We start from the raw sequence: 23,987 nt of genomic DNA, 5'->3' as shown, positions 1-23,987 counted from the left end.
AACAATATGAGAATAAAATGAAAATTGGTTACTACTCTGATTTACACCTTGAATTTCAAGGTCTAGAAATAAAAAACGATGAAGCAGACGTTATTGTACTTGCTGGAGATATTCATCTTGGTGATCAAGGAGTAAAATGGGCCGCCGATACCTTTAAGCAACCTGTGGTAGCTGTGGCAGGTAATCATGAGGCCTATACTCGACAAAATGTTAATTTAGATCAAATTCTTTATAGTATGCGCTTGGCGGCGAAAGGGACTAACGTACACGTCCTTAATAATGAAAGTATTGTTATTGACGGTGTTAATTTTATAGGCTCAACTCTATGGTCAGATTTTAATCTCTATGGTAGACCGAAGCTTTCGATGCAACTAGCGCTTGGAATGATTAATGATTATTCATTAATCAAGCTACCGACAGAACAAATGATTAACAGGTTATTTACTCCCAATGATGCATTAACTTTATTCCAAGAAGCAATGCAGTTTATTCAAAGTGCAATTGAGCCAGAAAAAGAAAATATAATCATTACTCATTATGGTGTCGATGAGAGATGTAGCCATCCTCAATTTCACGGAGATGATCTCTCCGCAGCTTTTAATAGTAACTTGAGTGAGTTCATTACAAACAACCGAGAATCAATTTCCGCTTGGATTTACGGACATACCCACCATAATCTAGATTTTGAAATTGCAGGTATTCCTATCATAACGAATCAGCGTGGATATGCACCATATGATGAAGTGCCTGAATTTGATGAATGTAAGTTGTTAAGTGTTTGAAATAAATTGGTAAATAGCAAAGGGCACTATAAATGACCTGGGTTAGGTCGATAGGTGTATTTTTGAATTACTAGAACATTCAAAAATAGTAGTTATTTATGACAAAGGATTATTATGAAAATAATATGCATAGACTATGAAAATGTGACTCTTATGACGCTGAGGGAAGTGAAATAAGCACTTTATAAGATAAAGTGACAATATTCTCTCATGGATTCAAAGCCAAGGATTATGCTGGTGAGAATGATTTCATTTGCTTAAACTTTAAGGAGTAATGTGCCATTAGTGCGACGGGTATTTACTTTTTTGGAAGGGTCTGAAAATCATGGTTAACAGGAAGTATCAAGGTATTTTAACGCGATGTAATATTGTTTTAGGTATCGTTGCGAATATTTAGCTCGAGCAAACGAATAAACAAATACTAATTGCTAAATAAATTGTAAAGGATGATTCTTATGACGGGCTGTATCAGGAAGTCGGAGCGCAATTTAATTGAAGCAAAAAAATTGTTATCACTCAAAAATGTTTTGTTCACGATGCACACTGACTCAATGTTGCTTGTCAATGTAAGAGGGGGAGTAAATGTTCGATTAAATTTAAAAAATTTAAAGTGGTATTTAACTAAAAAAAAGAGTTTTTTTGAAAAACCTGAAAAAGTGACTGCCAACCTGATAACTGGTCAAGGTATCGATCAAATGATCACTGCTATTGGTGAGTTAAAGAAACTGACTACAAAAAAAGAAATGATTGCAGAAGTTAAGCGTAAAGCCGCAATTAAGGCCCTGCCAAAGGCTGTAAAAGATCGAGTTAAGGCAGATAAGGTTCGAGCAAAGCGATGGAGTAAAGTAACCCCAGCCAATTTGTTGTACAAGCTTAAGTGTGGTGAGATCTCTTTTAAAGAGGGAAGTAGTTTGTCTAAGTCAGCTCGTATCAATCATGTAAAATATGATGCTCTTAAAAATGATTTGTTAAGTAAAGGGTATCATCTAAATTGTTGCAAAAAAAAATGATTTATATGATATAGAGGTACTTAATTATCAATAAACATGTTTAAAAATCAAGTGCGTGGTGATTTTTTGTTGAAAAAATTATTGATGAATATTTAGATCCTCACTGTGAAGTTAAAGGTGATGATAATTTTAGACCAGGAAACTAAATCAACGGATCTATTCTGTTGAGCAATAATGTCCACAAAAATGTAGGTCGCTAAGGGGCACAAAGCGCCCTAGAAAAATTACCAATGTTATTCTGAATTAGTGGCCAAAATCACCTGACCACTACAAATCGCTTTCAGCTGAAAAATGGCAAAGGCAAGCATTGATCCCATTGTTTTTTCTAAATTAGACCCTAACGGCTTGTTACAGAAAAGAGCATGTGCGAAGGCTGTTCAAAGTATTTATTCATTAAAATTAAATGTGATATAGCTCTAGTTTTTAGTGGGTTTTTACTATAAATATAACTGTTTAGATAACTACATTTCATACTTTTCACTTCTCAATAAAATCATTTAAGCACATGTTTAATATAATAAAATGCTCCATATTATTAACTTGCCACCTATCAAAAAAACATCTTGTGGTATTATAGGTGTATGATTTTGCTCATCTTTTTGTTTGACTTATTTATGGTTGCAGATACTATTGAATACAGTTGAGCTGTGTATGCATACATAGCTTTTAATGATTGTAGAATTATATAATTCTATTTTGTTGAACGAAACTTTGCAAAATTAAAAGAGGTACATTAGGAATGAAAATTTTGGTAAAGAATTAGTTGACGAAACTAGGGTGTTATTAAATAAAATCGAATTATTCGTTGTGATGTGAATGTGTATAGAGTGCAATACTGATAACTTTAACAATATCATTGAGGAAAAAATTATGGTCGATGAATTAACTGAAATTATTGCGGAAATAACGGGATACAGTGTGATATTCGTAAACAAGAAAATTTTACTATTAGATATGAGAGATGAGGGCTGGTCTCGTCATTTAGATAGAGTGAATTATGTGAAAATGGTAATACAAGAGATCGAAAAATAAACATCTTTCATAAAACCATTAATTTAATATAGAAAAATCAAACTGCAGGTTTAGTTCGAGCTAAACCTGCCCATGAATCCTACATTACCTAACAAATGCCTGTAAAGTTTTATTTATTTCAAAGAATAAGAGAAAACGGGACATGAAGCCTTACAAAATATTATTCTATTGGCTATGACGTAGGTTTCCAATATTTCCAATTATTCTTGACGAGAGAAATTTATAGGACAACCCTTTATAAGGATAAACTGATTTTTTACGTAGAGGTTCCAAATGACGACAGAGCGCACAAAATTATTGTTAGAATTAGCTGCAACACTGGATGATGACGAAAAAGACTGGCTTGCAAAAGCATTAAAGGTAGATGATTATGAAAAGGCTTTTGAGGAAATCCATCAACGAGTTTGGCGCCCTTATTATAAACATGGTTACGGCGGCAAACTCGACGATATTATTGAACGCAGCGATCAAATAGGTGGTGAGCGAGATAACATGGGGGAGTATAAGAATGATGTACTCGATGCTATTGAAATTTTGCATGATATTTACATTGATATTTTAGAAGATAACAATATCAATGTACCTTAAAAATCTAGTATTGCGGCTGAGTAATCTTAGAAATATTGGTGGATAATCTACCTACTTTAGAAGAACTTGCTCTTGATTTTTCGAGCAAAGAAACAGGTACTGTTGTGGCTAAGTAATATTGGCCATAAATTTATAGATTTCTAAATTGCTTTCTAGGGCGCTTCGGGGCACATTGCGCCCTAGAATAATGGTCAATTTGACTCTAGATTTGTGGCCAAAATTATTTAGCCACAACAACTTGACCACTACACATTGCTCAGCCATCTAACTAATTAATTTACTTATCTGTATTCAAAGCATCGCTGTGGCTGACTCATCCTAGATTATTGGCTTATTTTAATATACGAATATTAACTCGGTTGAGTAGATGATGGTCAAAAAAGAAAACACTAATCCGTATTTTATCCGTACAATTTGAGATTTAGTGGTTTTAGATATATACTCAATTAAATTACGGAATTTTTCCGTACAATTGGAGGGGTTATGGCTACTGCGAGACTTGATATCCGTTTGGATGAAGAAATTAAAGCGAAGGCTGAAAAGGCGTCTGCTTTACTTGGTTTAAAAAGCTTAACTGAATACATAGTTCGTTTAATGGACGAAGATTCAACTCAGGTGATTTCTGAACATGAAAGTATCAAAGTTGATGCAAACGTATTTGATCAATTCATGATTGCTTGTGACGAGGCCAAGGCTCCGAACAAAGCATTACTTGATGCCGTTGCATTTACTAAAAGTAGTGACTTTAAGTGAGTTATTCCAAAATTTTCAAAGAATTGGATAAGTCACAGCACGACAGAGCATCATTTGATTGTGGTGAAAAAGAGTTAAATAATTTTATCCAAACTCAAGCTGCTAAGCATATGCAAGCAGGTATTAGTCGCACAATGGTTTTACCTGCTTCGGTGCCATTACCTAATCAAAAATATCCGATCTGTTCATTTTATAGTATTGCACCAAGTTCAATTAGGCGTGATAGGTTGCCACAATCAATGGCTAAAAAGCTACCACGCTATCCCGTACCCGTTTTCCTTTTGGCTCAACTTGCTGTTCATAAAGAGTTCCATGGAAGTGGGTTAGGTAAAGTTAGCTTAATTAAAGCCTTAGGATACCTTTGGGAAATTAACTCCCACATGAGGGCTTATGCCATTGTTGTTGACTGTTTAACTGAACAAGCGGAGTCATTCTATACAAAATTTGGTTTCGAGGTTCTCTGTGAAATTAACGGTCGTGTAAGGATGTTCATTCCAATGAAAACGGTCAGTCAGTTATTTACTTAAATGCAACAGCAACTAGCAGTTAACCCTCAACTCAACAACCACCGACTAAAGTAGGTAGGTTAGGATTTATGGACTAAAGACCCGTTGATTTAGTTTTCTGTTCTAAAATTATCATCACCTTTAACCCTTCTCATTATTTCACTCGGTGCCATATTTTGAGGAGCTGAAACTAAAAGATGAACATGATCTTTACTGACTACACCCTTTAAAATCTCAATTTCAAAAGCATTACATGTCTGCCTAATTAGCTCTCTCACTTTTAAACCAACATCACCTTGTAATACTTGATATCGATATTTGGTAACAAATACAAAGTGATATTGAATTTTAAAAATCGTACGGCTGCCATATCTATAATCCATGAGCACATCCTGAAAAATACTGGTATAAAGATTATAGCTAAAGCTGGCCGGCTAAAGCCGATGGTTTTAACCTTTTCAGGCGACTAATAAATGCATTAATAAGCATAGTTATTAACCCTATGATGGCTGAGTAGTGTGGGTAATCAGGAAAAATCATAGGTCCTGTAAATAGAGATAGGGCGTTTGCGAGTTGCTTCCTAAGGATTTTATCGGGACATGCTCCCTAAAAAGCTACACTCATTCCTAGCTATTCTTAATTGATTTAAGAATAGCTAAGGAAAGCATCCGACATCTAATTGCATGCACATGAAATATTGGGCATCCTTTTATAGGTTTCTAACTCGCTTCGGGGCACATTGCGAGATAGAAAATGTTGTTGGTTCACTCTAAATTAGTGGCCAAATTCACTTAGCCACAACACATACGCATTTCAAAATTTCAATTGGAAATGATTCTGTAAATACATAGCTATGCAGCTTGCATCACTCTATTAAAACACACCCGTAGAACTAATGGTAACGGGAAATGTAAAGATGATGCGTATGCCATGATGCAGCTTGCATCACTATATTAAAACACACCCGCAGAACCAATGGTAACGGGAACTGTAAAGATGATGCGTATGCGATGATGCAGCTTGCATCACTATATTAAAACACACCCGCAGAACCAATGGTAACGGGAACTGTAAAGATGATGCGTATGCGATGATGCAGCTTGCATCACTCTATTAAAACACACCCACAGAACCAATGGTAACGGGAACTGTAAAGATGGTGCGTACGCGATGATGCAACTTGCATCCCCGAAGTGTTTTCGGTAAAACTGATCCCCAACAACAACACTGAGGTTCGACTTTGGGGGGCAAGATAGGGAAATCCTTTCTGACAGTAGCAAAAGCCACCACAGCAGTCATAGAGCTAAGTTTCATTGACAACTCATCATCCTAGTGAATAATGACTTATTGTAATTATTTTGTCATGGGAAATATTAATGAAAGTTTATGCAGAAAAACTTGTTGAAACTGTAGTAGATAAGATTTGTGATGTTTGTGAAGAGAGCGTCATGATTGAGTTGAATGGCGAAAAACACGAAGAATCTGGTGAGTTAAGTGCAACTTTTGGCTATGGCTCACAAGAAGACGGAAATGTTTATCATCTAGATTTGTGCGAGGAATGTTTTAAAACAGCGATATATGCACTGAGAGACAAGCGCAGAGCAACATTCATGTTTGATGTAGAAAAAGATTTACCAGATGAAAAATTCGGACTAGACCCCAAACGCTCTGCCATATAAATTGCCCGTTACCGGCTAGTATGAGCTTACTGAAGTCTGTCAGGTTAATATTCTAATTTAGAATACAAACTTGTTCTCTCCATCTTTCTCGCTCGCTTTTTGCGGGCGAAAGCTACTTGCCTCTGTAGCTAGCTATGGGGCACATAGCTCCTTAGAATTAAAATGCAAAATGAAAGGCCTGACCCTCGGCAAGCCATTGCGCTTTCGTGGGGCTAAAAAGGAGAGATATGCTCTCCTTTCTTTATGACAGAAGTTTTTTATGATTTCTGTAACTTGTGGGTTGGTATATATGGCGATCAAGTTTGCCACCAATGTGGTTGAACTGAGCGCTCCCACTTTGAACTTTCCCCATAGAGAACTGCGCTTTACCACAGCCTCTAAATGACTGCTGCCTTAACCTCCCAAAATTGATTGATGTCAAGAAGGTTGATTTTGTGCTGGCTGATTCCCTTACGGGGCAACTCAAAACAAGTTGGAATCGGTGATTCCCTTGGAGGATATGTGGGAAATGCTTAGCAAAGTGGCTTCACCCAACACTGCAATAGCGCTTATGCTACAAGCTCCATTCGATAAAGTTTTGGTAGTTAGCAACTTTAAGAATTTTAGGTATGAACACTTATCGCACTTGAAAGTATCGCACTGATTAGTATGATACTAATTAGTTCGATAATAACGAGTGGACAATGGAAAAATTTTATAACAGAGAGTCACAACTAACTGATCTAAGAAAGCCCAATTCAGCCACAACTGGTGTTTTTGACGTTGTTGTAGGCAGACGCAGGGTCGGCAAAACACGCCTTATACAAGAAGCATTCAGCAGCAATGAGCATGTTTACCTATACCTGTTCGTCAGCAGGAAGTCTGAAAAAGCACTTGTCGATGAATTCTTATCAATCATCAAGCCCGAATTAAACGCAAAATTCTTTAGCCCCAACTCACTAAAAGACATTATCGAGTTCTTGCTGGATTATTCAACAAGCAAGCCTATCACTGTGGTTATCGATGAATTCCAAGACATCGAAAAAGTAAATCCAAGCTTTTACTCGGATCTTCAAAACCTTTGGGATAGCTACAAGAACAAATCAAAGATGCACCTTGTAGCTTGCGGCTCACTATACAATTTAATGACGAAAATATTTAAAGACAAAGACGAACCGCTTTTTAACCGTCACGATCATTGCTACCACATTAAGCCGCTAACCCCGTCATACATCAAAAATATCATGCTTAATAATGATGCCTACACCCCTGAAGGTTATTTATTATGGTGGTGTTTAAGCGGGGGCATACCAAAATACATGGAATGGATTATCGATGCCAAAGAAGACGTCATAAACACATTAATAAAAGATGGCTCACCCTTAATTAAAGAAGGCTACCACCGTTTAGTCGAAGACTTTGGCGATGAACACCGCACCTACTTCGATATACTGGGAGCAATCGCATCAGGATATAATTCAAAGCCCAAAATCATTGACTACCTTGGTTACCAGATTAATGAAGCTTTCCCCAAACTAACGGATAGCTTTGAGATCATAAACAAGGTCACCTCAATGGATGCTGGTGCTAACACTAAAACTATTCGTTATGAAATAAAAGATCCATTCCTAAGGTTCTGGTTCCGATTTATTTACAAAAACCGTAGTGCTACTGAGATTGGCAATTTCAAATACATCAAAGACATTATAGCCAGAGATTACACAACCTATTCAGGTATAGAGCTTGAACATTTGCTACGCGAGATTCTGATTGAGTCAATGCTATTTAATCGAATTGGCTGCTTCTGGAATAGAAAAGGCACGAACGAAATTGATATTGTTGCAATCAACGATGCAAACAAAAGGGCAGTGTTCATCGAATCAAAGCGACAACAGAAAAGCTATGATGAACAAGCGCTGTTGACTAAAGTCGCATTCGCGATTGGCAAACTAAAGCTTAAAGGCTATTCAATCGAACACAAAGGCGTATCACTTGATACCTTGGACGAATTCATCAAAGAGTATCCTCCCGCCCTTTAACCACCCACTTAGTATCGCACCAAACACTATAATACTGTTCGGTGCGATACCTTTAACCTAAAAATTTATCAAATAGTGTAACATTGTAAAATTACTTATAAATCAGTCACTCACCCACTGTTACATGTAACAAGGTAAACTTAAGAAATGGATCCATGATTGATGCATGTTTAATTAGGTTAACGCCTTGACCTCCGTTTCTCTCTGCTCTGATGCCACCAATATCTAAGTCAACATCACCTTCTACTCGCACACCATCGCCGCCATTATCGGTTGCGACTATATCCAATTTTAATCATCAAAACCTAACCCCTTGTATTTAAAGAAATCAAAATCAGGTTAACAACTAAACACAATAATGTCTGTTAACTTGGATACAAAATTTTTCTGATTTCAACGGAGCATTTAGCTCGACCTAATCGCTCTGCAGGGGGGGGGCCATCTGTGGGACTCTTTTTGCAGTAGTTGTAATAGACTCTTAATATTTGTAGTAATTTCCCAATAACCTGTGGGTTGTAGGGGCTTTTATCTGTCCAGACCCTTCCATGATTAGATGTGGTACTTATTGGTCTCTCTGGCATGGACAATCTACACCTAACTATTTGGAAGAAGCTATCGATTGGGTGCAAGGATGCATCAAGAAGGGACATAGATTGCGATTTCATGCTAAGCCTTGAACGATCGGTTATGAATGCTATGTGCTTTTCGCACTCATAGATTTTATCCAATGGAAGGTAGAACCACTCTTGCTTACCTGTGCTACTGACTACAGCCTTATCTAGCGCGTTTTGTGCGATTAATAATGTGGCTTCATCTCTCGATACCATGTTGTCATCACTGTGGTGGCTTAGCAATATTGGCCACAACATTATAAGTCTCTATCTCCCAAAGGGGCGTTATGTGAGCTAGTTTTCTAGTTTGTATTTCATTGGCGTTCACAGTGGATATGTGAATTCACAGGTGTACTATGAATACCTGTGAATTTTGCTTTTTAAGACGAGCTGGATTGTCGTCAGTTATTAAACGATTCGTCAGTGGTGTAAAAAAAACAGGGGGGCGACTTACTCTAATCAGATAAAAAAGAACTGCGGTCAGCTTGGTGATACTTGGTATCTGGATGAAGTTTTTATTAAGATTAACGGTGTATTGCATTATCTTTGGCTCGCGTTGTTCAATACGTTGATGCCGTTGAAGATTGTGACAGAGAAATTAGTCAGTTATTCCGCAGCAAAAAAAGAATTAATACGAAGTAATGAGCACTCAACAGTTCAGTATGAAAATAACGGTGTGTCACATCAGCCCACTCGGCAACAGGAAAGGCAGATGCGGAAGTTCAAATCCCATGGTCAAGGTCAATGATTTTTGAGTTGTCATGATGTGATAAATAACTTCTTCCACCATGATCGACATTTAATGCAAGCGAAATATTATCGCCTTTTTCACGTTAGTTCCTTTGTCGAATAAAATAGGGTGAGTTGTGTCCAAAATTTAGATTAAGGGTCGTTGACAAGTATAATTAAACCAAATAGAGTAAGTGTGGTGTAGACCAAGGTACTTTTCTATAAATCAGAGCATATAGCTCGCCTTTATATCTTACTCACCATTTGAAATATTAGGCATAAAAAAACCCACAAAAAGTGGGTTTTTTTATGCCTGACATCTGAATAATATAATTTTCTAACTCGATGTATGTTGTGGCCAAGTAAAATTGGCCATAGATTTCTAAATTTCTTTGGGGGCGATTGCGACTTCGCTTTCTAGGACGCTTCGGGACACATTGCGACTTGGAACATATAATTCAATAAGCTGAAGGTGGGCCAAACACCTCTATTTATTAATTGGGGTGCCTACTAGATCGTACCAATTAATAGGTTAGTATTGAACTGCACTCTGCATACTTAAAAAGGTATTTATGATGAAAAAAGATAAACTAACTAGTTTTAGCGAGTCTAGTGAAGAGGCAACATTGCTGTTAGTACTCTTAAATGCCGCTAGGGAAGATATGAAATATGGTCGTGTCATATCTTCCAACTCATTTAAAAATAGATTAGAACAGCGGAAATCAAAAATAATTGAAGCTAAATAAAATAAGCCATTATTTTTTAACTTTGTATGGCGCTTAGGGGCACAAACCGAGATAGAAAGCTAAGACGAAAATGTCCCGTTATTAACTAGAGGCATCATCTGTAGTGCTCTTATCTAACTGTTGCTCTAGTATTTTTTTTATTTTTGATAGCTCTTCGTAGCCTAGATCACCACAAAAGCCGTTCATCTCTGTTTTTACTAAATGTAGTAGTGTTGTCACTTGCTCATCGGTCAGTTTCATTTTTTGCTTCCTTAAAATACTAGTTTGTTGCTTACCACACTAGCAAAATTACCAGTGTTATTCTGAATTAGTGGCCAAGATCACCTGACCACTACATACAGTGATTATTAGTTTCTGTGAACATGGAATGGCATTTTCAAGTACAGTCATCGATGCGTGCACATGAAATAGCGTTTTTGAGTGCAGTTGTCGAGGTTATCTCACTTATCTGTTTTCGTAGCTCACTCTGGGGCACATAGCGCCTTGGTAAAATGAACTTGTGTAGTATTTTAGACACAAAAAAGCCCGAGTAAACGGGCTTGATTGGTACGTATTGGCTAGATGGTGAGTAAAGCCAATACATATATTTTCTGTTTAATTTGATTAGTGGCCAAATTAAACAAAGCTACTTTGGAATGCCCTATAAATATATTCCGCTCTCTAGATAATATCAAGCACAAATATTGAATTTTTCCATGTCGTCCGACTTTGCTTTCTAGCCCGTTATGGGGCACATAGCGAGTTAGAAAAGTGACTTACAATTTATGAAAGTTTAAGGTTAAAGACCTGACCCTGCTCATGCGGTGCCGACACACTCAACAATGAGTACTTGCGTGATCAAGCCTCTGATGCATGCTCTGCTTTCCCTGTTAATTACTACCCAAATGACGATGAGAGTGAGATTCCTAGAGCAACTTGGCGCAGTCATGGTAACTTGTTGTATAGTAATTGGTTGAACTATTGTGTCTATCAGGTTACGCCATACAAGTTGTCTGGGCCGGAAACGGTAAAGGAATAACCACAACGCTTGAGCTGTCTAAGGCATTAATTTGTGTAGCGCAAAATTCAATATTGAGACTCGCCAATAGTGCGGGCAATGTGTAGAGTTGGTTACATAAATGGAGTTTTTGCGCATTTATGTGCGCTATTTGGTTACGTATATTGAAGAAATGGCGATTTATGAGTAATATATTACACATAAATAAATTAATAGGGCGCAAGATGGATAAATTAACAATTCAGGCTTTTTTTGATGCTTGTTGGCATGATATAGCTGAAATAGGTTTTCCGGAAAAAGATGGCGACAGTTACACCGTAACTAGATTGGAATATAATTTTGATTATGCCATTACACAGATGGGTAAATCTGATCATCGCGCTGTTTCTATCAACTACCCTGTCATTCTTCTGGGGGAAGATTGTAATAGAGGTTGGTTGAAGTTTATTGATGATATTATGCCAAGTGGTGCAAGTAGGCGTTACTGGGTCACCTTAAAGGGGATTGGTGATATGCCTATCCTTGTTCAGAACTATATATTGCTTAAGTACGGAACAATATCACCTGTTGGGAATTTACGCGTAAAGGAATCGGTTGCAGAGCTAAAAGAGTTGACTGGTATCGCCCCTAAGCGTTTTTCTATCGATGAAGTCATAAACAGAGATGTAGATTTTCTAAACTACGCGCAGAGTCGCGGTGCAGCAGCTGGTGGTGCTACTGGTGCAGGTGGTGAAGCGCCAAAGCTGTTATTAAGATGCAGTAAAGATAAAAAAGTTTGGATTGATACATTTCAGGATGATGAAACCGTAGGAGATGGTCACTATCTAGTAAAGTTTCCTCGTAACAGAAAATCTCAAATAGATTGCGATATTTTGAGAGCAGAGTATCACTATTACCATGAACTTGAAGCTATGGGGCTAGATACTATTTCTACAGAGGATATGTGGCTGTTTGAGGGCGATAAATACCCCTCACTTTGGTTACCAAGGTTTGATGTTGCAGTTTCGCAGGAAGGGCATGTTACTCGCAACGGTATGGAGTCTGTTTACTCTATACTGCAGGAGCCCGCAGGTAAAATGCTGGGTCATATTGATTGTATTAGAAGGTTAATATCTATAATCAATGGTAGCAGTATGATGGAAGACAATGCTTTTGATGTTGAAAACTTTGTTATTGAGTGGGTTCGTCGTGACTTATTAAATATCATATTTGGTAACAGTGATAACCATGGGCGCAATACTTCATTTCTTAAAGATGAAACTGGTATTAGATTATCCCCTATATACGATTTTGCACCTATGAAGGCAGATTCTGAAGGCGTGATTAGAACGATTACTTGGGGGGAGCCATTTGAGTCGGGAGGCACTTTTGATTTTTCAGCGATAGCAGATGCGGTGTCAGAGTTTGTGGATAGGGGGCACCTACTGAGTGAGTTAAAGTTTACTGCTCAACAGTTATCGGGGTTGAAGCAAAGGTTGGTAGATCGAGGTGTTCCTGGCTCTATAACAGGCATGCCCGGCTTTGGTTTTGACTATATCGAGCACAAATTAACTATGTGGGGTTTGTTATGAGTGAAAAATCTATGGATGACACAATAAAAGAGCTTAGGCGAGAAGGTGCAGTTAGAAACGCTGATAATGCTGACTTGCATAAGCTTAACTATACCCCTATTGGCAGTAACTTCTTAATGAAAGAGTATAAAAAAGAAAGAAGAAGGGTGTCTATTGCCAGTGCTAGTCTTCCACCTGAACAGCGCAGAGTAATAACCAAATCAATTATCAAGAGTATGCTGTTAGGGGAGTTGACGCAAGGGGATGCTCTTGTTCATTTACGTAGTGATATTCTTGGTTTGAAACAGGTCGATTATGCGAAAATGGTTAAAGTGTCGCGTAAAACAATATCAGAGATAGAGAATGGCAAAGGGGGGCAAAGTGTTGAAGTTTTAAATCGCGTATTCAAGCCATTTGGCCTTCACATGGGGCTGATACCTCTTTCAGTTTCGTCTATGCGTGATATTTTTAGCTGACGTTTGTTGCGTCGGCTAAGAAGCCGATTATCCTCTAGTTGCTTTGCCATTTGGTTTGAGCAATTTTCTAATTTCAACAATTCTTCCTGCGATAGCTAATTCCTCCAAAATTTTCTAAAATTAAGAGAAAATGGCCAAATGTTGTGGCTAAGTAATATTGGCTATAAATTTATAGATTTCTAAATTGCTTTGGGGGCGTTTGCGACTTAGCTTTCTAGCACGCTTAGGGGCACATAGTGAGATAGAAAAACCTTTGATTATGATCTGCCTAGTGATGAATCTTATGTTTGTGTTGTCTATATACTACCGCTACATAGAATAAAAAACTATGAGGTTTCCTTAATGATCAAATCATGATTAAAAGAGTAACTTACCAAGTGCGATGAAAGCATCCCTATGAGTGAAGAAGATAAAGACTGGGATCAAATGCACCAGTTGGAAAAGAATGGGGAAGTGGTTAATTTTAGGCACAAAAAAAACCGAGTTGGAGGCTCGAGTTTAGATGTTTTATAACGTACATATCATCAACAATTTTAATATTATACTCGTTTATAACGATATACAAGTATTACTATATGTTGTGGTTTAGTGATTTTGGCCACACGTCTGTAGGTTTCTAAATTGCTATGGGGTGTAAGCTACTTAGCTTATTATGGTTTATTTTAGGGATAAGTTACCCTATGAAAATATAATATAAAGCAGGGAAAGTTAACAAAAGTCCAATAGCAGTTAGCCCATATTTAATCCAAGAAATATCATTTTTTACGCCAGTAAGATCTTTTTCTATATCTCGTTGAACATGTATTAAGTTTTCTTTTTTTAATAAGTTAGTCATTGTTAATCCTCCGATTAAACTTATTATATGTTTGATAGATTTTATATTCTATTCTATCTCATAAAGGTGGTGGATGCGATTTGCTATTCTAGCTCGATGTATGGACTCCACAACTCTAATAACTAACCTAGAGTTAATGTAACTACTTAGGAGACCATACTATGTTGAAATCTAATGTTATCGGAATTGATTTAGCTAAAAATATCCTTCAAGTTTGCCATATCAGTAAACACGGCGAACTAATCAGTAATAAGGCTGTTAGTCGTCAAAAGCTAAAACAAATATTAGCAAAACAACAACCTGCAATTGTTGCTATTGAAGGTTGTGGCAGTAGTCATTATTGAGGCCGATTTGCAGAGCAATTTGGTCATGATGTACGCATCATTAATCCTAAAAAAGTAAAAGGATTTTTACAAGGCCACAAAACAGATGCTAACGATGCTTTAGCGATCGCCAATGCATCGTTACAGATCGGATTAAAAACTAGTAAGCCTAGAAGTGAAGAACAGCAAACCCTGCAAACATTAGAAACAAGTCGTTTATTTTTGTCTCGTAGCATTACCTCTTTGAGCAACCACCTCCGTGCGTTGTTATATGAATATGGCATTGTAAGTACAGTAGGTGTTAAAGGGCTTACTAAGACCGTACTTGAGACACTTGATGAAACTAGCTTATTACCGGAGTGCTTACGGTCAACTGTCAATCAACTTTGGATTACATATTTAAACTTAAAAGCAGAGTTAGCCCTGTTAACCAAAACCAAAAACGGTTTGGTTCGTCAATTACAACCCTGCAAAGCATTAATGGATTTAGAAGGGGTTGCTGAAGTATGTGCTTGCATGTTGTATTCATCTATTGGCGATGGAAAGCAATTTAAAAATGGACGAGAGGCATCTGCATTTGTTGGTTTAACACCGAAACAGCATAGTTCCGGTGGTAAGGTGTTTATGACTGGTATCGATCGAACTGGTGGTATTAAGGAGCTAAGAGCCGCTCTATATCAAGGCGCACTATCATATATCTGCCGGTTACCAGATAAGCCTAAAACAGCAAAACAAGTATGGCTTATAAAATTAGTTGAACGGGCAGGCATTAAACGAACCTGTATTGCTTTAGCTAATAAAACCGTTAGAACTGCCTGGGCAATGTTACGTTATGAAAACAAATATGAGCAACAACTTTTAGCAATATAGTAAACAAGAGAAAAATAATAATCACCCAAATTTTTACAATAATGATGAAGCATAAACGGTAAGACCAACCTGTTAAAAACCTGACCTTTGCGAAAGTCATAAAGACTGTTAGCTCGAAAAGGATAACAGGTGCGCAAACATCATAGGCTAGAAAGTAGCTCTTTCACTAAAAGCCGTATATACGACCGCATCTTAATGTTTATGAAAAATCATATTGTAAAATACGTGGAGTCCATATACGCAAAGGGGCACAAAGCGGCCTAGAAAAATTACCAATGTTATTCTGAATTAGTGGCCAAAATCACCTGACCACTACATACAGTGATTATTAGTTTCTGTGAACATGAAATGGCATTTTCAAGTGCAGCTATCGTTGCGTGCACATGAAATAGCGTTTTCGAGTGCAGCTATCGATGTGTGCACATGAAATAGCGTTTTTGAGTGCAGTTGTCGAGGTTATCTGTTTTCGTAGCTCACTCCGGTGCACATTGCGAGATAGAAAATGTTGTTGGCTCACTCTAAATTAGTGGCCAAATTCACTTAGCCACAACAACAGCAAAACAGAGTAATGATGAGGATTGGTAATGCAAGAGCTAATTGTATATATGAATGGTGAACTTGTCGGCAGTTTAAAGAAGTATGCGAATGGTGCTGCAGTTAGCGATGAATTCGGAGTGCATTATTAGCCTGGTCTATCTTCTTATTGGCTTCAAGTTGTTGAAGGTGAATATTTTTTGAGTGCGTAAGACTTGTTGTTTTCAAGGATAAGTGTCTCTTTCTGGCGGTTTTAGCCGATGTTCTGTCTCATTCAATTTATTAGCGTCGCCAACTAATTGTTAATCAAAGGGGAAAAAATTAAAAATAAAATGACGAATAGCGTAGCAGTATTCGTCTTCGTCTTTTTACCCCATGTTCCCCTCATCGCTCCCCCACATAGAATGAAAACGCTAAACATTTGAATACATAGCAATAGCCATACTAGGTTTGATTATGTTAGCATTTCATAATTTTTTTATATTAATGCGGAAAACAATAATGACGAGAAAATACTTTGGCACCGATGGTGTACGTGGAAAAGTCGGCGAATACCCAATCACCCCTGAATTTGCTTTAAAACTGGGCTGGGCCGCGGGGCGCGTGTTATCTAAAATGGGCACTAAAAAAGTCATTATCGGCAAAGATACGCGTATCTCTGGTTACATGCTCGAATCCGCATTAGAAGCGGGGTTGTCAGCTGCGGGACTTAATTCTGTATTAACAGGACCACTTCCAACCCCTGCTGTTGCTTATTTAACGACGACGTTTCGTGCTGATGCGGGTATTGTGATCAGTGCGTCTCATAACCCTTATTACGATAACGGTATTAAGTTCTTCTCGGCGTCGGGTGAGAAATTGCCTGATGATGTTGAACTTGCTATCGAAGCTGAACTCGATAAGCCAATGGAATGCGTGGACTCTGAGTTACTCGGTAAAGCTTATCGAATGGAAGATGCAGCGGGGCGTTATATTGAGTTTTGTAAAGGGACGTTTCCCTCTTCGTTGTCATTGTCTGGTTTAAAATTAGTGGTCGATTGTGCTAATGGGGCGGCTTATCACATTGCACCTGATGTGTTTAGTGAATTAGGTGCACAGGTTATTGCGATTGGTAACACCCCTAATGGAACGAATATCAATGATAACTGTGGCGCGACATCAACCGCATTAATACAACAGCGTGTTATCGACGAAAAAGCAGATTTGGGGATTGCACTCGATGGTGACAGTGATCGCATCATGATGGTGGACAGTGAAGGGCGTGTGGCTGATGGCGATCAACTGCTTTATATATTGGCTAAGCAAGCGTTAATCAATGGGGAGTTAAAAGGCGGTGTTGTAGGTACGTTAATGTCGAATATGGGCATGGAAGTGGCACTTGGGAAATTAGGCATTCCTTTTGTCCGTGCGAATGTCGGCGATCGTTATGTGATGGAACAACTCCTTGAACGTAATTGGTGGTTAGGCGGTGAGAATTCAGGCCATGTCATTTGTCGTAAAAAGGTGACCACCGGTGATGCGATTGTTGCTGCATTACAGGTATTGGCCGTGGTTCAACAAACGGGCAAGACGCTTGATTTGTTATTAGCAGATATGCCAATGATGCCGCAAATCCTGATCAATGTGCGTTTCAGTGGTGACACTGATCCATTGGCATCAGCGTTAGTTAATACTGCAGTGAGCGATGCTGAAGAAGCGATGTTAGTCGGTAGCAAAGCACCCAAAGGGCGTGTGTTATTACGCAAATCGGGAACAGAGCCGCTAATTCGCGTGATGGTCGAAGCCGAATCAACAGAATTAGCTGAGCAATGGGCAAACCATATTGCTGATGCGGTTAAAGGGGCTTAGGGGGGCGAAGGCCAAAAAAAAGTTGGCCTGAGGGCAACTTACAGGTGGATCTGAATATTTTGTAGGTCGCGGCTTTAGCCTGACAATCATATCAAAATCGCAAACAGGTGTCCTAAAGACGAACCTACCAAAGATATTTCACCATTGACCACGAAGGCACTTCGTGGTCAATGGTTTTACAGCCATTAAAAAATCAAGATGCGGAGTGTTATTTTATATATTTGATGTAACTATCTCGTAATCGCTGAGCGTGGCTTTGTACATAGGCTGAAGATAAACGGTCGCGGTTATAATATTGTTGGTCAATATTATATTGCAGGTTCGTGGTTGCTGCGCGGTTACCGCCAATGTAGTTTGCATGATTGTTAATCCGCGTACGTGCCCCGTATGACCATTGCTCTAATGTTTTCACTTGCAGACCGATACTTGGTGATGCATTTTTACGTGTACCAAACGGGAACGAGAACGTTATTCCTGCATACTCGTGATCTTCTGCAAAGCCATCACGTGCACAGGTATATTCCGTGTTACTACGATCACAACTCGTATTTTGGTAGGTTAATTTAACCGACATATCACCAAACCATTGGTTAATACTGATACTCCCACCTAAATCGCCAGCCCAATGTTGTCCATACATCGCTTCAATCGCAAGATCTAATGGGCGTATATAATAGCGGTATGACGCTAATATTGGCTGATAGCTATATTCATTATTGCTGTTTTCAAAATTCGCTATTTCTGTTTTAACGCGATGTGTGCCTTCCTGTGATTGCCATCGTGTTTCATTTAGTCCACCAAGAAAGTCCTTGTAAATTTTACCGCCACTAAATTGAGTGGAAAATCCCGCGGGTAATGCAAAGGCCTGATGGAATAAAATGCGGTCGACTTCACTTTCATGGCGTGCATTTTCAAAATACTCGCCATCATCGTAGTCGTCTGAGTTTGCGATAGGTAATAGATGACGCACATCCACCACGCCCCCTTTCCACAATGACATCTGTACATTACTGCTTAACGCTAATGAATAGTCAAAGACGCCAAACTCAGTCCCAAGGGTTGAGCGTAGGTGAGGAGAAAAGATAAAACGGGGGACAAAATGACTTGATGCTTCACGTTCTGAAGCCCATTCAACTTGTTTGTTATCAAGGGATTGGTTAGAGACAACTAAGCCGTGTTCAACGACTGGACCATCAGGGGATTGTGCTAAGAAAGCTTTATATTGCTGACTATCACCTGCTACTTTAATTACCGGAACTTGATTGTTTAATAGCTGTAATTGAAATGATTCCGATGCACTATTGTCCATGATTAAACCAAGTGCGACGCCCATACCATCAAGTTCATTCCAGTTAAAAAGATTGTTTTCTAACGCCACAATGAGTGTTTTATTTGACCAACCAACACGGACATTCTCAAAACCATAATCAACTAATGCTGTTAATACCTGTTTGCTTTCATTTTTTTGTAGCGTTGTTTCTGATAGTTTTTCAGTAGAAGGCATTGCAGCGGTTAACGTTGCTTCACTACTGTTCGCTTTGTCATTGGTTATTTTTTCAATGATGTTTGCTTTTTCTGCGTGATCAATCGAGGCCAGTTCATTAACGCCATTAACGCTGTAACGTTCGGCAGCTTCGCCCATTGCAAGTGGCAGGGTAAGTCCAACGCCGACCCATTGATTATCACGATTATTGGTTGATGAGTCGGAGTAAGCTTGATAGGTGACGTTGGCTTTAAGGCCGTAAGGTAGCCATTTGTCGTCGGTAAACAGTTTCACCCCACCATTCATGCCAGTGCCATCGTGCTCCGCAAGTAGTTGTACCCAAGGTACGGGTTGCCATTCCACCCCCATGAAGGCGCCTTGCAAGGAATCTGGTCCCATTTGATTTTTTATATCCCCTTGTCCATAACCTGCGGTTAAACGAAAGTGATAGTAGGTATCGGGAAACAAGGCTTTAGATGCGACAGCATAACTGTTTTTATGTTTACTGGCGGCGCCGCCATAATCTTGTACACCGACCGCTAAGCTAAACCATTCTTTAGGTAAAAAAGGTTTAAAGTCATATTTAGCAGAGAATGACAGATCACTTGAGTGTGATCCGCTCCAACCAGGGCCATCGCTAAGTAATTTGTGCGTATTTTGGAACGTAAACTCTAAGCCGGGTAGTAAGCCAATACCCAGTAAAACAGTATTATGAGCGCCACATCCGTAACATGTATCGTAATCGATATTATCTTCCCAATGGTAATTGAGAGAAACAGAGCCAAAGGGTAATGCTTCCGCGTGTGGAATACGTAATAGACCGGTAAAGCCAGTTTGCGCCATCGAATTCGTTACCGCAAAAGCGGAAGAAAAAGGTAAAGAGAGAGAGGTAAGCAGCACACCGCTGAGTAAAAGTCGCATAAATCATCCTTGTTTAAGTTATCAGCGTAAGAATAACGACTAACTGTACCTATTCATACCAAAAACGTCATTTTAATCTCACTTTGTTTCACCTTTACATTAAAAGGCGGTTAGGTTGTCCAAGTATGTAGCCATTGTTTTTGAACATATCTAATAAATATAAATGTCCTCCTGTGGTTAATGTAAAGGTTTGTATTATTCACATAAGTTTAATTTTAATCACATAAATTCATGTATTATAACGCCCAATATTATAATCATCATGCCGCTCATAAAAGTGTAATTGATGTAGCAGAGTAGATGCAAGCAGTGTCGAAATGAGTTGGTATAAATAAATGTCATAAAAAACAGGTGTAAATTGATGAAAATTGCTATTGCTGGTACAGGTTATGTTGGGCTGTCAAATGCGATGTTATTAGCGCAACATAATGAAGTGGTTGCCGTTGATATTATTGAAGATAAAGTTAAGTTGTTAAATGATAAAAAATCGCCTATTGCAGATGTAGAAATAGAAGACTTTCTTGTTAACAAAACACTTAACTTTACGGCTACATTAGATAAAACCCTCGCTTATGAAGGTGCGGACTATGTCGTGATTGCAACACCCACGGATTATGATGCGCAAACTAATTACTTTAATACTACTTCTGTAGAAGCCGTAATTAAAGAGGTAATGGCCATTAATCCCCATGCTGTTATGGTGATTAAATCAACCGTACCTGTTGGTTACACCAAGGAAGTCAAAGCTAAGTTTGGCTGTGACAATATATTATTCTCGCCAGAGTTTTTGCGTGAAGGGCGTGCATTATACGATAACCTTCACCCTTCTCGTATCATTGTTGGGGAGCAAAGTGAACGTGCCACAGTCTTTGCAAATTTATTGGCACAAGGTGCTGTAAAAGAGAATATCGATATTTTATTTACTGATTCAACGGAAGCGGAAGCAGTTAAATTATTTTCGAATACTTATCTGGCGCTGCGTGTTGCTTACTTTAATGAACTTGATACCTATGCAGAGACGCATGGCTTGAATTCACGTCAAATTATTGAAGGTGTAGGGCTAGATCCGCGTATTGGCGATCATTACTGTAATCCTTCGTTTGGTTACGGTGGTTACTGCCTGCCAAAAGATACTAAACAACTGCGAGCAAACTACGCAGATGTACCCAATAACCTCATTGGTGCCATTGTTGACGCGAACACGACTCGTAAAGACTTTGTTGCTGATTCAATTATCGCTAAGCAACCTAAGGTTGTGGGCATTTATCGTTTGATTATGAAATCGGGTTCAGACAATTTTAGAGCGTCGTCTATCCAAGGTATTATGAAGCGTATTAAAGCTAAGGGCATCGAAGTGGTGATTTATGAGCCAGTTTACGATGGAGATAAATTTTACAATTCGACTGTTTATAAGGATTTAGCTGCTTTTAAAGGTATCGCTGATGTGATTGTTTCTAATCGAATGGATATTGAGTTAGAGGATGTCGCGAATAAAGTGTATACACGGGACTTATTTGGTTCTGACTAGTTTCTGAAGGTGAGTTACTTCTTACTAGGAAGTATTTACTTTCTTTTTTAAGCAATACTGGTAATTATATATTTGATCTTTTGTTGGTTAGTGGTTGTTTGGTTGTTAATGCATTGTGATTTTATTGATATTTCTTTACAATAATTTCACCCCTTACTTTTTAAATCTAGTGGTTTTATGTTAAATATGATTATTGAATTGGCGTTTGTATTTGTTTTCGCGCTGTCTATGTTGTTTCTTTTGCGAAAAGTTGCAAAGCATGAACGCATCGCGTTGGTTGATAAACCAAATGAGCGCAAGTTCCATGAGGGCAGTGTTCCTTTAGTTGGTGGCCTCTCTATTTGTCTCTCTATTTTGTATTTTCTCTACCTTGAACCCGATATATTTCAATACAGTGAGCTTTATTCAATCTCTATTGCTATTTTGGTTGCTGTTGGCGTGTTAGACGATAAGTTTGATATTAGTGTTCGATTTAGAATGTTGGTGCAGGCTGGTCTGGCGTTATTAATGATCAATGTAGCGGGAGTAAAGTTATCTCTATTAGGTAATTTACTTGGGGTAGGCGTGATTGAGTTACCCGTTGTTATTGATCAATTCATTACTGTATTGGCCGTGATCGGTGCGATTAATGCCTTTAATATGGTTGATGGCATTGATGGTTTACTTGGTGGGCTTGCATCCGTGACTTTTGCCGCGATCGGTGTTTTATTTCTTTGTCAGGGTGATTACCGTTTAGCGTATTTATGCGCCGTGTTTATTGTTGTGATGTTACCGTACATTCTTTTTAACCTCGGGTTCTTCGGGCGTACACGGAAAGTATTTATGGGGGATGCAGGTAGTATGCTCATTGGTTTTACTGTTATTTGGCTGCTCATTTCAATCTCACAGAGAGCTGAAGGTCAAAATATATTACGTCCGGTGACGGCATTATGGTTAATTGCACTCCCGTTATTTGATATGGCGGCTATTATGATCCGTCGTGTCCGCCGTGGTGATAGTCCTTTTAAGCCCGATCGTGAGCATTTACATCATATATGCCAACGTATTGGTTTGAATTCAAGACAAACATTGGTTGCTATTTGTAGTGTTGCTTTTTGCTTTGCAGCTATCGGTATCGCTGGTGAAGTGTTGAATGTGCCTGAATATATTATGTTTTATACTTTCATGTGCGGTTTTGTGCTTTATGCGGTTATGCTCTCTTATATCTGGAAAGTCGTTGCTAAGGTACGCTCTCTAATGGGGCAACCTCGCCATGCTGTTGAAACCTGTGATGAAAAAATCAATACCTCTAGTATTCAGCAGTAAATCTATAAATTGTTACGATTATGCGGCGTAATGCCGCACTTTTTACTTATTTAAATACTGGTTCATTTGACGTATTGTTATGTAAACTGATTATATCTCAATAATTTGGTGAAATTTAAGCTGCAATTGTTGTGTTTTTAGCCGAACGAATACCTACTATCAAAATATCCTAGAAAAGCACTTGACGGAGGCAATGACTTCTTTATAATGCGGCCCATAAACGAGAAGGTACCTGCTTAAATCAATGCAGATTCGCGTTTAGTTAAACTTTTAGATGGGCGATTAGCTCAGTTGGGAGAGCACCGCCCTTACAAGGCGGGGGTCACTGGTTCAAGCCCAGTATCGCCCACCATCTAAATTGTTACTCTGCTTTAAACAGAATAAAGATTCAAAATAAAACGAATACGAAAATATTTTGTATTCCGTTTACCAACTATTAGATGGGCGATTAGCTCAGTTGGGAGAGCACCGCCCTTACAAGGCGGGGGTCACTGGTTCAAGCCCAGTATCGCCCACCATCTATATTTATTCCTCGTATCAGTTAGCAATACACGCAAAACACTTACTAATAACTTATCTCTACATGAGAAATAACTTGTTATTAATAAAAAAATAATCCTTAGACAGAATGTAATCCTTCATAACGTCATGATTTATAATCAATCAGAACAGCACGTAGACCAGTTTTTTTTACCAATTTCCCTATAAATAATCTGTAATCAATCCACCATTCAGTTAATAAACAATTTACCTCAGTTCGTGCTCTATAAAGAGGGTTTTAGCTAAAATTAGGAAAAAAGTGTTTAATGATTAGTGATTTTTCTGCCTGCGTAATGCTTTCGTTTTTTTGATTACCTAAGGTA

At 38.4% G+C, this 23,987-nt stretch carries 17 protein-coding genes, 2 tRNA genes and 4 pseudogenes; 18 read left to right on the top strand and 5 right to left on the bottom strand.

The features are described from left to right. Positions 1 to 17: 17 nt before the first annotated feature. From QQK09_RS00215 to QQK09_RS00195, 5 genes are all read left to right on the top strand, one after another. The gene (locus tag QQK09_RS00215) at positions 18 to 782 is read left to right on the top strand and encodes a metallophosphoesterase (RefSeq protein ID WP_284202096.1); all 765 of its coding nucleotides are present in this window, start codon (positions 18 to 20) and stop codon (positions 780 to 782) included. A gap of 455 nt (positions 783 to 1,237) precedes the next feature. Beyond that, a complete protein-coding gene (locus tag QQK09_RS00210; RefSeq protein ID WP_284202095.1) occupies positions 1,238 to 1,792 on the top strand; it encodes a P-loop NTPase family protein in 555 nt (184 codons plus the stop codon). Positions 1,793 to 3,097: 1,305 nt separating this feature from the next. Beyond that, positions 3,098 to 3,412 (top strand): hypothetical protein, encoded by a 315-nt coding sequence (locus QQK09_RS00205; protein ID WP_284202094.1) that lies wholly within the window; start codon positions 3,098 to 3,100, stop codon positions 3,410 to 3,412. A 483-nt stretch (positions 3,413 to 3,895) separates the two neighbouring features. Then, positions 3,896 to 4,165, top strand: a complete 270-nt coding sequence (locus tag QQK09_RS00200; RefSeq protein WP_284202093.1) for a type II toxin-antitoxin system TacA family antitoxin — start codon at positions 3,896 to 3,898, stop codon at positions 4,163 to 4,165. After that, positions 4,162 to 4,692, top strand: a complete 531-nt coding sequence (locus QQK09_RS00195) for a GNAT family N-acetyltransferase (protein WP_284202092.1) — start codon at positions 4,162 to 4,164, stop codon at positions 4,690 to 4,692. The genes QQK09_RS00200 and QQK09_RS00195 overlap by 4 nt, the downstream gene beginning before the upstream one ends. Positions 4,693 to 4,808: 116 nt before the next feature. On the opposite strand, the pseudogene tnpA reads toward QQK09_RS00195, so the two are convergent. Then, positions 4,809 to 5,054: pseudogene (gene tnpA, locus QQK09_RS00190) on the bottom strand (IS200/IS605 family transposase); the annotation flags it as partial. A gap of 993 nt (positions 5,055 to 6,047) precedes the next feature. On the opposite strand from tnpA, the gene QQK09_RS00185 reads away from it, so the two are divergent. Further along, positions 6,048 to 6,350 carry a hypothetical protein gene (locus QQK09_RS00185; RefSeq protein ID WP_284202091.1) on the top strand — a complete coding sequence of 101 codons (303 nt, stop codon included), beginning with the start codon at positions 6,048 to 6,050 and terminating at the stop codon, positions 6,348 to 6,350. Positions 6,351 to 7,033: 683 nt separating this feature from the next. Beyond that, entirely contained in the window at positions 7,034 to 8,368 is a 1,335-nt protein-coding gene (locus QQK09_RS00180) for an ATP-binding protein (protein ID WP_284202090.1), read from the top strand. A gap of 106 nt (positions 8,369 to 8,474) precedes the next feature. Here the strand turns inward: QQK09_RS00180 and QQK09_RS00175 are convergent, their stop codons facing one another. Beyond that, a complete protein-coding gene (locus QQK09_RS00175) occupies positions 8,475 to 8,657 on the bottom strand; it encodes a hypothetical protein (RefSeq protein WP_284202089.1) in 183 nt (60 codons plus the stop codon). Between the two features lie 734 nt (positions 8,658 to 9,391). Here QQK09_RS00175 and QQK09_RS19340 point away from each other — a divergent pair. Beyond that, positions 9,392 to 9,832 (top strand): annotated as a pseudogene (locus QQK09_RS19340) (DDE-type integrase/transposase/recombinase); the annotation flags it as partial. Positions 9,833 to 10,283: 451 nt separating this feature from the next. Then, the gene (locus QQK09_RS00170) at positions 10,284 to 10,454 is read left to right on the top strand and encodes a hypothetical protein (RefSeq protein ID WP_284202088.1); all 171 of its coding nucleotides are present in this window, start codon (positions 10,284 to 10,286) and stop codon (positions 10,452 to 10,454) included. An 81-nt stretch (positions 10,455 to 10,535) separates the two neighbouring features. On the opposite strand, the gene QQK09_RS00165 is transcribed toward QQK09_RS00170, so the two are convergent. Then, a complete protein-coding gene (locus QQK09_RS00165; protein ID WP_284202087.1) occupies positions 10,536 to 10,694 on the bottom strand; it encodes a hypothetical protein in 159 nt (52 codons plus the stop codon). Between the two features lie 577 nt (positions 10,695 to 11,271). On the opposite strand from QQK09_RS00165, the pseudogene QQK09_RS00160 reads away from it, so the two are divergent. The 3 genes and pseudogenes from QQK09_RS00160 to QQK09_RS00150 form a co-directional block, all read left to right on the top strand. After that, positions 11,272 to 11,472, top strand: a pseudogene (locus tag QQK09_RS00160) (homoserine O-acetyltransferase/O-succinyltransferase family protein); the annotation flags it as partial. Between the two features lie 161 nt (positions 11,473 to 11,633). Continuing rightward, positions 11,634 to 13,022, top strand: coding sequence for a type II toxin-antitoxin system HipA family toxin (locus tag QQK09_RS00155; protein WP_284202086.1), 1,389 nt, complete (start codon positions 11,634 to 11,636; stop codon positions 13,020 to 13,022). Beyond that, a complete protein-coding gene (locus QQK09_RS00150; RefSeq protein WP_284202085.1) occupies positions 13,019 to 13,477 on the top strand; it encodes a helix-turn-helix transcriptional regulator in 459 nt (152 codons plus the stop codon). Before QQK09_RS00155 ends, QQK09_RS00150 begins: the two co-directional genes overlap by 4 nt. Positions 13,478 to 14,150: 673 nt before the next feature. Here the strand turns inward: QQK09_RS00150 and QQK09_RS00145 are convergent. Continuing rightward, positions 14,151 to 14,312 (bottom strand): hypothetical protein, encoded by a 162-nt coding sequence (locus QQK09_RS00145; protein WP_284202084.1) that lies wholly within the window; start codon positions 14,310 to 14,312, stop codon positions 14,151 to 14,153. A 161-nt stretch (positions 14,313 to 14,473) separates the two neighbouring features. On the opposite strand from QQK09_RS00145, the pseudogene QQK09_RS00135 reads away from it, so the two are divergent. Both QQK09_RS00135 and glmM read left to right on the top strand, forming a co-directional pair. Next, a pseudogene (locus tag QQK09_RS00135) lies at positions 14,474 to 15,505 on the top strand (IS110 family RNA-guided transposase). Between the two features lie 1,032 nt (positions 15,506 to 16,537). Continuing rightward, positions 16,538 to 17,887, top strand: coding sequence for a phosphoglucosamine mutase (gene glmM, locus QQK09_RS00130; protein ID WP_284202837.1), 1,350 nt, complete (start codon positions 16,538 to 16,540; stop codon positions 17,885 to 17,887). Between the two features lie 208 nt (positions 17,888 to 18,095). On the opposite strand, the gene QQK09_RS00125 is transcribed toward glmM, so the two are convergent. Further along, positions 18,096 to 20,291 carry a YjbH domain-containing protein gene (locus QQK09_RS00125; protein WP_284202082.1) on the bottom strand — a complete coding sequence of 732 codons (2,196 nt, stop codon included), beginning with the start codon at positions 20,289 to 20,291 and terminating at the stop codon, positions 18,096 to 18,098. A 361-nt stretch (positions 20,292 to 20,652) separates the two neighbouring features. On the opposite strand from QQK09_RS00125, the gene QQK09_RS00120 reads away from it, so the two are divergent. The 4 genes from QQK09_RS00120 (at position 20,653) to QQK09_RS00105 (ending at position 23,642) form a co-directional block, all read left to right on the top strand. Further along, entirely contained in the window at positions 20,653 to 21,819 is a 1,167-nt protein-coding gene (locus tag QQK09_RS00120; protein ID WP_284202081.1) for a nucleotide sugar dehydrogenase, read from the top strand. 177 nt (positions 21,820 to 21,996) lie between these two features. Then, positions 21,997 to 23,124, top strand: a complete 1,128-nt coding sequence (gene wecA, locus QQK09_RS00115; RefSeq protein WP_348532694.1) for a UDP-N-acetylglucosamine--undecaprenyl-phosphate N-acetylglucosaminephosphotransferase — start codon at positions 21,997 to 21,999, stop codon at positions 23,122 to 23,124. 276 nt (positions 23,125 to 23,400) lie between these two features. Further along, a tRNA-Val gene (locus QQK09_RS00110) sits at positions 23,401 to 23,476 on the top strand. A gap of 90 nt (positions 23,477 to 23,566) precedes the next feature. Further along, positions 23,567 to 23,642: transfer RNA gene (locus QQK09_RS00105), tRNA-Val, on the top strand. The last annotated feature ends 345 nt before the right edge of the window (positions 23,643 to 23,987 follow it).

It is taken from the genome of Psychromonas marina (assembly GCF_030161115.1).
Classification (GTDB): domain Bacteria; phylum Pseudomonadota; class Gammaproteobacteria; order Enterobacterales; family Psychromonadaceae; genus Psychromonas; species Psychromonas marina.
Note: the sequence above shows the minus strand (reverse complement) of the source record. Positions and strands in the feature narration are given on the sequence as shown.